Annotated in this window: 17 protein-coding genes, 1 pseudogene and 1 riboswitch; of the genes and pseudogenes, 8 read left to right on the top strand and 10 right to left on the bottom strand. The window is 65.1% G+C overall.

Going from position 1 to position 12,427, the window contains the following annotated elements; translation table 11 throughout:
- Positions 1–6: 6 nt before the first annotated feature.
- Entirely contained in the window at positions 7–813 is an 807-nt protein-coding gene (modA, locus tag KBY93_RS13455; protein WP_255094938.1) for a molybdate ABC transporter substrate-binding protein, read from the bottom strand.
- Between the two features lie 292 nt (positions 814–1,105).
- Here modA and KBY93_RS13450 point away from each other — a divergent pair, with 292 nt between their 5' ends.
- From KBY93_RS13450 to KBY93_RS13440, 3 genes are read left to right on the top strand one after another with little or no spacing between them, the layout of a single operon-like run.
- Complete coding sequence (locus tag KBY93_RS13450) at positions 1,106–1,282, top strand: metallothionein (RefSeq protein WP_255094937.1); 177 nt, start codon at positions 1,106–1,108, stop codon at positions 1,280–1,282.
- Positions 1,236–1,610, top strand: a complete 375-nt coding sequence (locus KBY93_RS16180; protein ID WP_315856416.1) for a DUF3721 domain-containing protein — start codon at positions 1,236–1,238, stop codon at positions 1,608–1,610. The genes KBY93_RS13450 and KBY93_RS16180 overlap by 47 nt, the downstream gene beginning before the upstream one ends.
- Positions 1,610–2,035 carry a hypothetical protein gene (locus KBY93_RS13440; RefSeq protein WP_255094936.1) on the top strand — a complete coding sequence of 142 codons (426 nt, stop codon included), beginning with the start codon at positions 1,610–1,612 and terminating at the stop codon, positions 2,033–2,035. Before KBY93_RS16180 ends, KBY93_RS13440 begins: the two co-directional genes overlap by 1 nt.
- A 7-nt stretch (positions 2,036–2,042) precedes the next feature.
- Here the strand turns inward: KBY93_RS13440 and KBY93_RS13435 are convergent, their stop codons facing one another.
- The 4 genes from KBY93_RS13435 to KBY93_RS13420 all read right to left on the bottom strand — a co-directional run bounded on the left by KBY93_RS13435 (position 2,043) and on the right by KBY93_RS13420 (position 4,594).
- Positions 2,043–2,657, bottom strand: coding sequence for a HupE/UreJ family protein (locus KBY93_RS13435; RefSeq protein WP_255094935.1), 615 nt, complete (start codon positions 2,655–2,657; stop codon positions 2,043–2,045).
- A complete protein-coding gene (locus KBY93_RS13430; RefSeq protein ID WP_255094934.1) occupies positions 2,654–3,274 on the bottom strand; it encodes a HupE/UreJ family protein in 621 nt (206 codons plus the stop codon). Before KBY93_RS13430 ends, KBY93_RS13435 begins: the two co-directional genes overlap by 4 nt.
- A 5-nt stretch (positions 3,275–3,279) precedes the next feature.
- The gene (locus tag KBY93_RS13425; protein WP_255094933.1) at positions 3,280–3,894 is read right to left on the bottom strand and encodes a HupE/UreJ family protein; all 615 of its coding nucleotides are present in this window, start codon (positions 3,892–3,894) and stop codon (positions 3,280–3,282) included.
- Positions 3,895–3,917: 23 nt separating this feature from the next.
- A riboswitch (cobalamin riboswitch) is annotated at positions 3,918–4,058 on the bottom strand.
- A 269-nt stretch (positions 4,059–4,327) separates the two neighbouring features.
- A complete protein-coding gene (locus KBY93_RS13420; RefSeq protein WP_255094932.1) occupies positions 4,328–4,594 on the bottom strand; it encodes a thermonuclease family protein in 267 nt (88 codons plus the stop codon).
- 292 nt (positions 4,595–4,886) lie between these two features.
- Here KBY93_RS13420 and KBY93_RS13415 point away from each other — a divergent pair, with 292 nt between their 5' ends.
- Positions 4,887–5,543 carry an SOS response-associated peptidase gene (locus KBY93_RS13415; protein ID WP_255094931.1) on the top strand — a complete coding sequence of 219 codons (657 nt, stop codon included), beginning with the start codon at positions 4,887–4,889 and terminating at the stop codon, positions 5,541–5,543.
- Positions 5,544–5,652: 109 nt separating this feature from the next.
- On the opposite strand, the pseudogene KBY93_RS13410 reads toward KBY93_RS13415, so the two are convergent.
- Both KBY93_RS13410 and KBY93_RS13405 read right to left on the bottom strand, forming a co-directional pair.
- A pseudogene (locus tag KBY93_RS13410) lies at positions 5,653–6,312 on the bottom strand (DUF6781 family protein); the annotation flags it as partial.
- A 144-nt stretch (positions 6,313–6,456) separates the two neighbouring features.
- Positions 6,457–6,597, bottom strand: coding sequence for a hypothetical protein (locus KBY93_RS13405; RefSeq protein ID WP_255094929.1), 141 nt, complete (start codon positions 6,595–6,597; stop codon positions 6,457–6,459).
- A 213-nt stretch (positions 6,598–6,810) separates the two neighbouring features.
- Between KBY93_RS13405 and KBY93_RS13400 the strand changes: the two genes are divergently transcribed.
- A complete protein-coding gene (locus tag KBY93_RS13400; RefSeq protein ID WP_255094928.1) occupies positions 6,811–6,957 on the top strand; it encodes a hypothetical protein in 147 nt (48 codons plus the stop codon).
- Positions 6,958–7,047: 90 nt separating this feature from the next.
- Here KBY93_RS13400 and KBY93_RS13395 read toward each other — a convergent pair whose 3' ends face one another.
- Entirely contained in the window at positions 7,048–7,437 is a 390-nt protein-coding gene (locus tag KBY93_RS13395) for a hypothetical protein (RefSeq protein ID WP_255094927.1), read from the bottom strand.
- Between the two features lie 283 nt (positions 7,438–7,720).
- Here KBY93_RS13395 and KBY93_RS13390 point away from each other — a divergent pair, with 283 nt between their 5' ends.
- Entirely contained in the window at positions 7,721–8,251 is a 531-nt protein-coding gene (locus KBY93_RS13390) for a hypothetical protein (RefSeq protein ID WP_255094926.1), read from the top strand.
- Positions 8,252–8,422: 171 nt separating this feature from the next.
- Complete coding sequence (locus KBY93_RS13385; RefSeq protein ID WP_255094925.1) at positions 8,423–8,785, top strand: cupin domain-containing protein; 363 nt, start codon at positions 8,423–8,425, stop codon at positions 8,783–8,785.
- Between the two features lie 26 nt (positions 8,786–8,811).
- On the opposite strand, the gene KBY93_RS13380 is transcribed toward KBY93_RS13385, so the two are convergent.
- Together KBY93_RS13380 and KBY93_RS13375 are read right to left on the bottom strand one after the other, a co-directional pair.
- Positions 8,812–9,321, bottom strand: a complete 510-nt coding sequence (locus KBY93_RS13380; protein ID WP_255094924.1) for a hypothetical protein — start codon at positions 9,319–9,321, stop codon at positions 8,812–8,814.
- Positions 9,322–9,993: 672 nt separating this feature from the next.
- Positions 9,994–10,659, bottom strand: coding sequence for an alpha/beta fold hydrolase (locus tag KBY93_RS13375; RefSeq protein WP_255094923.1), 666 nt, complete (start codon positions 10,657–10,659; stop codon positions 9,994–9,996).
- Positions 10,660–10,988: 329 nt separating this feature from the next.
- On the opposite strand from KBY93_RS13375, the gene KBY93_RS13370 reads away from it, so the two are divergent.
- Entirely contained in the window at positions 10,989–12,188 is a 1,200-nt protein-coding gene (locus KBY93_RS13370; RefSeq protein WP_255094922.1) for a multicopper oxidase domain-containing protein, read from the top strand.
- The last annotated feature ends 239 nt before the right edge of the window (positions 12,189–12,427 follow it).

Raw genomic sequence — 12,427 nt, 5'->3', positions numbered from 1 at the left:
CGAGGATCAGCGCGATGCGGACAGGGGGATGAATCCGGCGCGGATGAAGGCGCTGCGTGCGGCGGGACTTTGAAGTCCATCGAGATACGCCTTGGCCAGAGCGGGCTGCTGACTGCGCCGGATCACGGCACCGCTGTAGAGGATCGGGCGGTGACTGGCTCCTGGAGCGGTGGCAGCGATGCGCAGGTTGCTCACTCCAAAGGTGTCGCTGCGGTACACCAACCCTGCATCGGCATTGCCGGTGGCAACGGCGGCGGCAACGGCACGCACCGAGCCGAGGGGGACAAGTTTGGGCTGCACGCTGTTGCTGAGCTTGTAAAATCGCAGCACCTGACGGCCGTAATCCCCTGCCGGCACGGCCTTGTCACCGATGGCGATGCGGCGGATGCGGGAGCTGTCCAGGTCGGTGAAGCCGAGGCTGCCCTTGCGGTTGGCGGGTACCACCAGCACCAACTGATTACTGATCAGGTTGCGGCGGGTTCCGGGCAACAGCAGCTGCGCCCGCTCCAGAGCGTCCATCTGTTTGGTTCCAGCAGAGAGGAACACATCCACAGGTGCACCCTGCTCGATCTGGCGTTGGAGCAAGCCAGAAGCTCCCAGGTTGAACTGCGGCGCGGGAACGCGCTGACTGCGGGAGAACGCTGGCGCCAGATCCTGCAGCACATTCGTGAGGCTGATGGCAGAACTCACCAGCAGGGGCTGGGGAGCGGGGGTTTTCTGGGCGACGGCGGGTTGTTGGCCGTTCAACAGCAGGCTGATTCCTGCAGCACCAGCCAGCCAGCCGACCGTCAGCCAAGGGTTGCTTTTCACCATCGCTGCAGCTTTTTGTCGGTTCGTACCATTCTCCGTTCAGCACAGTCTCCTCAGCAGGGATCGTGGATCGCTCGGCGCGATGGACGGCTGAAGGATGCGGTGGGTTTGTGGTGGCCTGGTGGCGACTCGGCACCAGGCCACCACAAACCCTGACCATGCGACCAGATGACTCCCGAATGTGACCGATCCCATCCAATGGGCACACCGCAAGCGCCAGGTCGATGAATTGGTGCAGGTCGCCAAGCAGCTCCAGAACTTCAAACAGTGGAAAATGCGTCCTGATGATTCATGAATGCCAGCAGAGAAGCCGGTCACCCTGCAGTGCGCCTGCCCGGGCTGCCACTGCAGCGTGCAACCGGAAACGCTGTTCAGGATCGGCGACAAGCTGTTCTGCACGGACGCCTGCGCCAAGGGCCACCCCAATGGGGAGCCTTGCTGTAACAGCTGCGATTGCAACACCCATGACTGAGGCGGGCGTGGCTGTTGGCAGGAGCACCCCCCGCAACCCACGGCACAATGAAGCCTCAGTTGATCCCAGGTCCATGCTGAGCCTGCTTGCCTGCCAGGCCATGTTGTTGAGCTCTGCTGGGGCCTTGGCCATCGCGCCACCCGCGAAGGCTGAGTCCGTACCAGCAGGCAAGGGCGCTGTTCAGGCCATTTTCGCCACCCAGGCGGAGGCTGAGGCCGCCGCTCCGCGCTTCGGGTGCAAGGGTGCGCATCGGATGGGCGACAAGTGGATGCCCTGTGCCAAACACGCGGAGACCACCGGGGGAACGCACCCCGGCATGACCCACTGATGTCCGCTCCCAGCGACTGCGGCAGCAAGCCGAAGCTGGTGGCGGTAGGCATCGCTCCGTTGGGGCTCATCTCGATCGGAATCGTGCCAATGGGCGTGGTGAGCATCGGCGTGGTGCCGATGGGAGTGATCAGCCTTGGCGTCGTTGGCATGGGCGTGATCAACGCCACCGTGGTGGGGATGGGCGTGTTGGTCGCCGGCGTGAATGTGATGGGGGTGTGGTGGGCTGGGCTGGAGGGCATGGGCCCGTACCGGCTGGGGGAAGAAGCCGCCCAGGTGCATCACCATCACGGCCAGGGCAACCGCAACCTCTACGCCTACCCCAGCCGTGAGCAAGCCCTGCGGAAAGCCCGGGAGCTCGGCTGCCAGGGTGTGCATCCGATGGGGAGCCTATGGATGCCCTGCGAAGTGCACCCGGCTCCCTGAGCTGGCGCTACTGGGGGTGGCGCAGTTGCCAGCCCAGCATCAGGAGCCCGGAGGCTGCGATCCAGCTGCCGGCCACCCTCAGGGCGATCGCCCGCCAGCGGAAGCGCAGGCCCTCAAGCCCCATCGCCAGCACCACTGCAAAGACCGCCAGGGCCACCGCCTCCCCCAGATCCACGCTCAGGGATCCGGCATGGCCGCTGAGCAGTGAACCGTTCACCACCCCGAAGCCCAGTGATGTGGCTGCCGCGAGGCCACCGAACAACCATGGCGGCAGTCGGATCTGCAGCGCCACCAACAACGCGACGACGACGAAGGTTGCCGTGATCAGCGGTGCCAGCAGCAGCTCCCTGGGGAGGGCCTGGCCAAGGACTGCGCCTAGGCACCAGAGCGCCGGCAGTAGCACGATCACCCGCCGCACGGCAGGGGGCCCCTGCTGCAGTGCCAGCAGCACCAGAGCGATCGAGAGCAGCAGGTCGGCAGGCTCCAGCACCAGCCTTGCAGCACCATCCGCCAGCGGTCCCAGGCCTGTAGCCGGGGTATGGGCGAAGGCCGGAGGCGCCAGCAAGGCGAGAACCAGGCCCAGGGCGAGGGAGTGGCGACCTGTGGCTGCGGTCCTGCTCACGCCAGGGCGCGCTCCAGGAAGAACAGGCCAGCAATGGCAATGGCCCCTCCGGCGCCGCGCACGAAGGAACGTCCGCCTGGCCAGCGGCGGGTTTCACCCAGCAGGATCCCGGCGAGATGCAACAGACCGGTGGCGATCACAAAGGCCAGGCTGAACAGCAGGGCGTTGCTGCCAGCCGGCAGTTCAGCGCCGTGGGCATGGCCGTGGAATACCGCGAAGCTGGCCACGATCAGGGCCGCAAGCCAGAGCGGCGGCCGCAGTTCGAACAGCACCATCAACCTCATCACCAGCCCCGAAACGGCAATGCCGATCTCGACGCCGGGGATCGGCATACCGAGCATCCCGAGCAGCCCCCCGAAGGCCATCACGAGCGGGAAGGCCACTGGCAGCACCCAGAGTGCAGGAGGGCCAAGCACGGCTCCCCACAGGCCGACGGCCACCATCGCCACCACGTGATCGAGGCCGGAAATCGGGTGCAGGAACCCCGACACGAAGCCACCACCATGGCTGGTGTCCGCGTGAGCCAACACCGGCGCGGGCAGAAGAGCAATGGCTGCCAGGGCGGCAGCACCGAGAAGGAGGACAGCTTCCCGGCGAAGCGCTGAGGGGCGGACCATGGCGCTCAGCGCACCAGCAGGCCTAAGGGTCCGAGCGCCACCACTCCCCCCACCAGGGCCAGGAGCACGGCCAGCTTGGCGGTCCAGTGCAGGGGCAAACGCCGCAAAACCAGGCAGCTGCTGCCGCTCACCAGCACCGAACCGGTGAAGGCCCCCAGCCACCAGGACAGGGCCGTGGCATCTGTAGGGGACTCGTGGCCATGGAGCATCGCGTGGACGGCCACGGCAGTGGCAATCACCGTGCCGGCTAGCCCCAGATTCGGCTTGGCTCCAGAGCTGTGACTGCGCAGAATCACCACCGCCACCGCCGAGATCGCAAAGGCCGCCAGCACTTCGCCGTAGGGCAAGCTGCCGCCCAGGGCTCCGAAGATGCCTCCGAGCAAGGCTCCCGCCAGGGCCCAAAGCAGCAGCTGGGCCGAGAGATAGGAGGCGGCAGCACCGACGACGATCAACAGCAACAGATGATCGGGGCCGGTGATCGGGTGCAGGAAGCCCGAAGTCAGGCCCCCATGCGCGAAGCCGTGGGCCTGGGCCGGCGTTTCCGCCAGCACAAGGGCGGCGGTGCCCAGGCTGGCAAGTGCTGCGAGGGCCCGGGGATTGAAGCGGTTTGGAAGGGACATCGTGGGTTCCGGTCCGCGCCGGAGTTTGAGGGGAAGCGAGCGGCGAGCGTTCTGACTCAGGAGCGGATCTCCCTCACAGCTGCGGGACAGCGCCGGAGTTGCACCGGTCTTTCCTCGTTGCCTTCCGGGGGTGAACCACGGAAACCGTTCAACCGCATTGTGGCCCCACCCATCCAGCAGGGTTACTCATCTTCCAGTCTCGTCCTGGATCGCATCCGGCCATCCCACCCATACCCTTTCCCGCTACGCCGCCGATCCGCAAGCGCTGGCCAGACAGCTGCAACTTCTGATGGAGGGCGTGCTGGTGCTGGCCTTCCTGCAGCGAAATTCCCAGGCGGCGAACGATGCACGACTGGCGGCAGAAACGCTGCTGGTGGCAGAAACCCAGGCGACCGCCGAGGCCGGGTGATCATTGGCGATGTGCAATAAGCCCTCATCTCGGCATCGAGCTACTCCTTTGCATCGCACTGGCCCAGGTACCTGCGATAGGCGTAGCCGTATGCCCGCGGAGCGGATAGGCCATGCCGTCTTCCACCAGGGCCAGGTTGATGTTCACGCCACTGAATACCTCGGCCACGGTGCGGCCGTAGCGATCCACCGTCTGGGGCCTGAGGGTCACGCTGGAGCCCAGCCGCAGGCGGCTTTGCAGGTAGCTGCGGGCCTGGGCGCCATAGGGGGGCCTGGGCCATCTCGGGCGCATCGATGCAGGCGAGCCGCACCGTGATCCGCTGCTGGCCTTGTTGCACGCGGATGGTGTCGCCATCGCCGATCGAGAGGACGGTGGCGGCTTGAAGCGGCCCAGCCCATCCGATTGAAAGGCCTGCGAGCAGGGCCGCCAGCGCTCGTAGGTCCAGACGATTCAAGGCAGCGTGGGCATCGCACGGTGCCATCAGCCTCGCTCCTCCTGGATGGCGGTCGGCACGGCGGTTGCATTGCCAGGAGTCAGGCCACGCAGATTGGGAGCAGCCCAACTCGATCCGCAGGCGTCGCTGATGTGTGGCCGCTACTCGCTCACCACCACGATCGATCAATTGCTGCCACGGCTCAAGGGTCCGCTGCCGCAGGGTTTCCTGGAGCACTACCAGCCGCGGCAGCAGGTGAGGCCTGGCGAACCGCTGCTACTCCAGCGGCAGCTGCAGGGCCGGCCTGAGGTGGGCTATGCGCGCTGGGGGTTGGTCCCCAGCTGGCTGAAAGACACCCGCGGCAAGAGCCGGCCGATCAATGCCCGCAGCGAGACGGTGAGCCAGAAGCCGTTCTTTCGTGGTCCCTGGCGCCATCACCGCTGCCTGCTGTCGGCCGATGGCTTCTACGAATGGCGGCCGCCACCGGAAGGGGCAGGCCATGACCCCAAAGGGAAGAAGCAGCCCTACTGGATCCGCCGCCAGGACGGCACCCCCTTCTGGCTGGGCGGGCTGTGGGACCGTTGGATCGGTCCCGATGGCAGCGAACTCCAGACCTGCTGCATCCTCACCACCCCTCCCAATGCCCTGTTGCGCCCGATCCACGACCGCATGCCGGTGGTGATCATGGATGGATGGGAAGAGGCCTGGTTGCTGCCGGAAGACGCCGCTGAGCTGCGGGGGCTTGAGGCGCTGATGGCCCAGTGGGATCCCGCCGGCTGGGAGGCGATTCCGGTGGACTGGTTGTGATGTTCCCGATCGCGCTGGTCATCGATCGGGGTCATGGCCGCCTGCAGAGCTGGAGTCGCCTTGAGGTGACGACATCGCCGCTGCCTGCCTTCGCGCGCACTCTCGACTTCTACGAGCGATGGGCTCCTGCACCGGCCGGCCCCTCTCCAGGCTCTTCAGCCGCCACCGGTGGGTGCGAGCCGCTCAGACGATCGACGATCCCCTGCAGCACCCCACTGGTCAGGCCGGCCAGCAGGGCCGCTTCTTTCTGCAGCACGGACGTGGTGACCTCCACCTGATCGCTCACGGTTTCGGCGAGGGCCTGGCCCAGGCTCGTCACCCCCTCCTTCACGGCTGAGCCGACGGCCGATCCCGTCACTCGCGCATGGTCCACCACATCGAAGAGCGTCGTGCGGGTGAAGCCAGCCGCGCTGGATGCCGTCTGGCTGACGGTCTCGATGAAGAGGGATTCCAGGGTGGAGAGATCATCCAGTCGCCGCCGCAGCGTCTGCCGGGAGAAGGCGCCGGCATTTCCGACGGCCTCCTCCAGGGTCAGACGGGTGGCCTGGGCTGCGGCAGCCAGGGCCTCATCAAGGCCTTGCAGTGCCTCTCTGAGAGCCAGTTGCCCGTCACTGGCTCCCTGAGCGCCGCCGGTGGCGCCGGCAACCACCGCGGTAACCACCTTCTGGACAGCGCCTTGATCCAGTTTTCCTTCGGTCAGGGCGCGGAGGGTAAGGCTGCGGACCTCATTGGTGATGGCTGCCGGGTTATCGCTCAGCACGGCACGGACCTCCCGCTCGAGGGTCTACTCCTGCCCGAGCGGTTGCTCATGGCTCGTGATCTGTTCCTGGATGGTCATGCCTGCTTGCACGGATGCCCTACCTTCCACTTTGGTCAAGGCACTACCCGTGCGGGATGTGACGCGCTCCTTGCGTCACACTGCCAAACCTCGAATCACTGATTGCTGCTCACCGATCGAGAGCACCTTGGCGCTGTTCATCTGGACGAACCCGGTGGGCAGCACCGATACGAAATTGAGCAGCAAAGCAGGCAGCAACGGGCGAAATCGTGCCATCGCCGGAGTCTGCATGGCGCTGATGCCTCGATCCAGAGGCACTCATCAGCCGCCAGCTGATCACACCTCTGCAGGCCTGATCAGCTGCTGTGCCCACAACCGCCCAAGAAATGGTGTCAGGCTGAGCAGCACCAGTGCTCCAGCTGATCTGGTGTCCGTGGTTGAAACGGCCACCTGCCAGCGGTTTTTCCTTGGTTCATCAGGGATCACCCCATGCGATTCACCTTCTCCCTGCCGCTCAACACCGCCTCGGTGCGCAAGGTCCTCAAGGCCCGCGGTATCGAAGCAGTCCTGGCCCAATGGCCTGAGCTGGAAGCCCATCGCTCCCTACTCAGCCAGGTCCTGATCGAGGAGCAGTAGTGAGCGGCCTACGACCGTCTGAGTCAGGTGGCGGCAGGCCGGGTGGAGCGGTTGCTCGAGCTGCTCAAGCAAGAGGTGGAGCGATAGCGATCAGAGGAGCTGCTCCACTCCCTCCAGCGCTGTGCGCAGCTCACCGATGAACTCCTCATCCAGCTCGGTGGCGGTGAGCTCCTCTCCGACCAGGTCCTGGATCAGGGGGTAAAAGCGCACCTTGAACCATTTGCGGAACACCGGGTAGGTGCGCTCCGCCGGCCAGGTGGCGGCGTCGCGATGCCAGTAGTCGAGCTCCGCCTCGAAAATCGCCTCGTAGACCTCCTCGAGGATTTCTTCGGCCTCCTCTTCCGTGTCGTAGTCGGGGATCAGATACAGGCAGGGCTCCCTGGCGCCGGCAACCTCCATATCCAGGTCAAGTCCCCGTGCCCAGTCGAGCAGTTGCCCGCTGGGGTAGATCCCCACCGCGCAGCGGTTCACCACGGCCATGGCCCACCCGGCGGCATTGCCTGAACGCTAGGACTGGCCACCCGGGCCAGCATGGCGCTGCCGGGGAAGTCAGATACCTTCCCGGCGAACAGTAAGTGAGCTGCAGCGCAGCACAGCAGCAGGAAGGCTGAACAGGTCCCCAATGGAAAGGGCGCCCCGTGTCGGGCGCCCTTGGGCCGGTTGCAGGGAACTGGTTGGTACTGCCCTGGTCGAGGCCTCTGATTCATTGATAGATCCATCTGGCTGGGTTGTCAGTACGGCAAACCGTTCCTCCTTGGTGCTGGTGGCTGATATGAGGGCGATGGAGGGCTGGCTGCCGGAGAACTTCCAGCTCGCCGGCGGCGGCCTGGCCTGCGTGGGGCTGGGGGAGGACGGCGCCACCTACCTGGCCAGCTGCCTGCTGGATCCCGCCGCCAAGGCCCAGCAGCCTGAGCGCACCGACTTCAGTGCTCCGCACTGGGAGTGGGATGACGATGGCGTCAGGGGCACAGCGGCGCGGATGGAGCAGCTGTGCGTTCATGCCCTGCTGGTGCAGCTCTATGCGCCCGAGCTGGTGCAGGAAGGCGAGGTGCCACCGGCGACGGGTGCCAAGGGCTTTGGTGGCCGGCCCGCTGCTGGCTCCGCAGCAGCGGGCGCGGAGCCACGCCGGCCGGTATGGCTGGGGAAGGACTACCAGCTGCAGCGTCAGCTCGTGGAAGGCACTCCACAGCCCCATGGCGCTTGGCAGCGAGGCTTCTGGCGGGCCCTTTCACCGCTGGACGATCCGATGGCGGCGCCGCTGGAGTGGGTGGAGCCGATCCAGGTCACAGGCTGATCAACCCGAGGCTGGCCTCTGCTGAGTGGCCCTGCCCAGGGGCAGCGTCTGGCCTCGCTCCTGTTAGCCAGCCAGCCGTCTGGTGATCCTTCCAGGCGGCAATCATGATCTGGCGATGGAGCGAGAGCACGAGCTCGCCCCACTGATCGATCAGCACATGAGCACCCCGGCGTGAGCAAGACAACCTGCACCTACTGGAATCCGCTGGACAGCGAGCAGCAGCACCATTGGAGCTGGCTGGAGGGCCTCGAGGATCAGGTGGATCAGGTGATCCTCAGCCATGACAACGCCACCGGCGAATTCACCCGCCTGACCCGCTTCCACCCCGGATCCGATACCCGTGCCTTCGGGGCCACGGTGCACGATCATCCCGAGGAGATCCTGATCGTGAGCGGTCGGCTGTGGGATGCGGCCTTCTCGATGTGGCTGGAGACGGGCCATTACGCAAGCCGCCCGCCTGGTGAGGTGCATGGCCCGTTTCACACCGATGTCGGCTGCCTGGTGCTGGATGTGGCCTTCCCCCAGCGCCTGTAGAGAAGCGAGGCCTGAGGACTGTGGCTTCAGTCCCAGGAGATTGCGCTGGGGGCATCCAGGCTGGGCCTCTCGATCCAGTGCGTTCGCCGGCCCCCATAGGAGAGGAAGCACTCCCGATGGTCGGCGCGGCCCAGCTCCCCTTCCCGCTCGTCGTAACCGGCCACCCACTCCAGCAAAAAGGGGAGCCGCTCGTTCTGCTCGTTGGCGGAGTCGTACTTGTGCGGTTCCCAGGGCCGCGAGCGGCAGTTCGTCAGACAGGCCTCGATGCCGGGATCCAGCCAGATCAGCTGGGGGCGGAAGGCGAGGGTCACACGCACCAGGCTGGCGTAGCAACCCTCCACCACCCAGTGCGCATGGCTGCGGCAGAAGCGTTCCACCTCGGCCTGCGCCAGGGCGGGATCGCGGGCCACCGCAACCTCACCAGGCTCCCAGGCGACGGTGTCCAGATCGAGCCGCTCCGCTTTCCCCCTCTCGGCCAACCAATGAGCAAGGGTGCTCTTGCCAGAGCCGGCATTACCGAGAATCACCACCTGCATCGACGGCCTGGAACCAGAGCCAAGGGGCTGATTTTCAGGGATCGCGACGGGTTGTTGATGAAGGCCCGTGTTGGCAGGTAACGAGCGGTCTCAACCGCGCTCGTTCCCATTGCCGGATCACCCCACCCGTCCGATGGTGATTCCATCGATACCCGGGAGGCTCCACAGCATGGAGGACACCCCACCTGAGCAACAGTCAGGAGTGCGCTGACGATCCGGCCCCTGCTCCAACACTCTCGACGGATCTCTGACTTCCCTGGCGTGTGACATCGTCGCCGTCCATTGCATCGCCGCAGGTGCCCAGGACCAAACGGGAGGTCCCACTTGTCAACTGGCCCCAGGTGCCAGCGTCAGCAGCTCCGCCCCCACAACCAAACACCTTCAGAGCCCGGTGGCCTCGTCACCGGGCTTTGTCATGCCTGCCCCAGCCTTGGGCGCACCAACTCGAACACCTCCCCCAGGCTCGTGTTGTCGTTCAAGGCCAACTTGCCCCTCGCTGCTGATGGTGATCACCCAGGCAATCGGCCGCGGCACCACCAGGCTGCCTGGGCCGATGGAGCGAATCGGCTCGGGGCCGGGCATCGACAGGCCGATGTCAAGGGCCTGTCGATGCTGAAGCAACACCGCCAACTGGCCCTTCCTGGCGATGACCTTCTTCTGGGTAGCCAGGGGTCAGCAGCTGAGCAGCTGCCGCAGGAACTGATCGCCCAAGGCCACCGCTGTAGCCCAGTTCTCTGCCTCGCTGAGGCCGGAGCTGCGGGTGGGCTTGAAGCTGTGGTCCCCGCTGGGGATCCAGCGCAGCTGCACCTGCGGCGAGAGGCTGTAGGTCTCCACCTCCTCGCGGCGGCCGAAAGTGTCGCGTTCGCCCTGCAGGATCAGGGTGGGTGTGTTCAAGGCGGCCAGGTGCTCGGTGCGCAGCTGCAGCAGCTTGCCGGGCGGGTGGAAGGGATAACCCAGACAGATGCAGCCGCGCACCCCATCGCTGGCGGCCAGCTCATCGATCAGCAGGCTGGCCACCCGGCCGCCCATCGACTTGCCACCGATGAACAGCGGTCGGCCCGGATGCGGCGTCTTCTCCAGCCGCACCTGCTGGCGGAACGCCTCCTGCAGCACCGGCATCCGGTTGGGACCCTGTTGTCGGCCCAGGATTCGCTGCCGGGCCATGTACGGGAATTCAAAGCGCACCACCCGCCAGCCCTGCTGCGCCAGTCCGCTGGCGATGGCCTCCATGAACGGGCTGTCCATCGGTGCACCGGCCCCATGGGCCAGCAGCACTGTGGCCGGGGCGTCGCCTGGGCCATCGATCAAGCGGGAGGCGGAAGGAGGGGCTGGGGTCATGACCTAATCCTCGCGGAACCACCGGCCTCAATCCGATCAATTCAACGCCGCCTTCCCAAGCCAGAACAATCAGCGCAGCTGCCCTTCACTCCTCGTCGTCGGCACCACCCACGGGCACCAGGCTGATCTGCTTGCGGCCCAGCTTGATCTCAAACGCATCAGTTGAGTGCGTTGACCTCCCGGGCAGCAAAGCGGTGCTGACACCACAACCCCGTTAGGCAGATCATCTCCGCAAAACCTCGCCGGTGTGACATAAGTCACCTCACTGCGAGTCATTCATTCGCGGTTGGCTCCACGCCTCCACCTAGCTTCCGGTGGGAAGGTACGGCGTGGACCGGCAGATCAATCAGCAGAGAATGGAACGTCGATGGTTGGCCTTGCTGTCGCTGCTTGTGGGCCTTGCCTTAATCCTCGGGTTTGCCTTCGCAGCCGCTGGTCGTTCCGATCAGCGCGAGTACTGGATTCAGGCGGAAGAAATTCTCTGGGACTATGCCCCGTCCTATCCCATGAACCGAATGATGGGGATGCCCTTTGGGGCAGAGGAGAACACCTTCGTCAAGCGACGGCCGGGGCGAATCGGCCACGTCTACCGCAAGGCGGTCTTCCGCTCCTACGGCGCGGGTTACGGCGCGATCCTCGATGGCCCCAGGGGGTTGCAGGGAGCTGAGACCGGCCCTGAGGCCTCGCCACTGCGCAGGCCAGGATCCCGTGAGGAGCACCTGGGAAACCTGGGCCCGATCCTGCGCGCGGAAGTCGGGGACACATTCGTTGTTCATCTGCGCAACAAAACACGCTTTCCGGTGAGTCTTCATCCTCACGGGGTTCTCTACGACAAGGCGAGCGAGGGTTCACCCTATGCCGATGGGGCCTCCTCAATGGATCTTGCTGATGATGAAGTGGCTCCAGGTGCTTCCTGGACCTATAAATGGCAAGTTCCAGAGCGCGCCGGCCCTGGGCCCAATGATCCAGATTCAATCGTCTGGCCCTACCACTCCCACGTCAACGAAGTGGCCGACACCAGCGCCGGAATGGTCGGACCGATCATCATTCACAGGAAAGGAAGGCTGGACGAGAATCGCCGGCTTCCCAAGGGCGTGGATCGTGAATTCGTGGCGCTCTACGCCATCACCGATGAGAACAAGAGCCTGCTCCATGATTCCAATATCGCTGAGTTCATTGGCAACGGCTCAACCGAGCGAACAGATGAGGAGTTCGTCGAAAGCAACCTGATGCATGGCATCAATGGCTTCGTGTATGCCGATCTTCCTGGGCTCACCATGCAGCAGGGCGAGCATGTTCGTTGGCATCTGCTGGCGATGGGAACGGAAACGGACCTGCACACGCCCCACTGGCATGGGGCCACGCTGCTGGAGAACGGCAAGCGCGTGGACACCACCGAAGTTCTCCCCGCCACCAGCCGAACCCTGGACATGATCCCTGATGTGCCCGGGGTATGGATGATGCATTGCCATGTGAACGATCACATGGTCGCGGGCATGCAGGGTTTGTTTACAGTGAATCCCCGCTGACCAGGAACCGAAACATAGCCGCAACGCTCAGGCCCGCATCTCAAACGCCGAAGACTTCTGACCTTCCGGCACCACCGCTGTTGATGCTTGTGGTGAGAACGAGGGCCGTATCTAGGGACTCCTGAAAAAGAGCGGCAGCCAAAACCGGTCCTCGAGTGGGCGTGGATGCGCAATAGGGGAGCCCACAAGCCTGGCTATGCGGTGACCGGCAAATCATCCAACTTGGGACATGGACTATT

Source organism: Synechococcus sp. J7-Johnson (assembly GCF_024345795.1).
In the GTDB taxonomy this organism is placed as follows: domain Bacteria; phylum Cyanobacteriota; class Cyanobacteriia; order PCC-6307; family Cyanobiaceae; genus Regnicoccus_A.
This window is presented reverse-complemented; position numbering and strand designations above follow the sequence as displayed.

Bases quoted from the DNA above. Each gene is read 5' to 3' on its own strand.
- KBY93_RS13380 (WP_255094924.1), bottom strand. From the start codon at position 9,321: ATGCAGGTGGTGATTCTCGGTAATGCCGGCTCTGGCAAGAGCACCCTT.
- modA (WP_255094938.1), bottom strand. From the start codon at position 813: ATGGTGAAAAGCAACCCTTGGCTGACGGTCGGCTGGCTGGCTGGTGCT.
- KBY93_RS13450 (WP_255094937.1), top strand. From the start codon at position 1,106: ATGCCAGCAGAGAAGCCGGTCACCCTGCAGTGCGCCTGCCCGGGCTGC.
- KBY93_RS13430 (WP_255094934.1), bottom strand. From the start codon at position 3,274: ATGGTCCGCCCCTCAGCGCTTCGCCGGGAAGCTGTCCTCCTTCTCGGT.
- KBY93_RS13395 (WP_255094927.1), bottom strand. From the start codon at position 7,437: ATGGCCGTGGTGAACCGCTGCGCGGTGGGGATCTACCCCAGCGGGCAA.
- KBY93_RS13405 (WP_255094929.1), bottom strand. From the start codon at position 6,597: ATGGCACGATTTCGCCCGTTGCTGCCTGCTTTGCTGCTCAATTTCGTA.
- KBY93_RS13440 (WP_255094936.1), top strand. From the start codon at position 1,610: ATGTCCGCTCCCAGCGACTGCGGCAGCAAGCCGAAGCTGGTGGCGGTA.
- KBY93_RS16180 (WP_315856416.1), top strand. From the start codon at position 1,236: ATGGGGAGCCTTGCTGTAACAGCTGCGATTGCAACACCCATGACTGAG.
- KBY93_RS13375 (WP_255094923.1), bottom strand. From the start codon at position 10,659: ATGACCCCAGCCCCTCCTTCCGCCTCCCGCTTGATCGATGGCCCAGGC.
- KBY93_RS13420 (WP_255094932.1), bottom strand. From the start codon at position 4,594: ATGCGCCCGAGATGGCCCAGGCCCCCCTATGGCGCCCAGGCCCGCAGC.
- KBY93_RS13415 (WP_255094931.1), top strand. From the start codon at position 4,887: ATGTGTGGCCGCTACTCGCTCACCACCACGATCGATCAATTGCTGCCA.
- KBY93_RS13425 (WP_255094933.1), bottom strand. From the start codon at position 3,894: ATGTCCCTTCCAAACCGCTTCAATCCCCGGGCCCTCGCAGCACTTGCC.
- KBY93_RS13400 (WP_255094928.1), top strand. From the start codon at position 6,811: ATGCGATTCACCTTCTCCCTGCCGCTCAACACCGCCTCGGTGCGCAAG.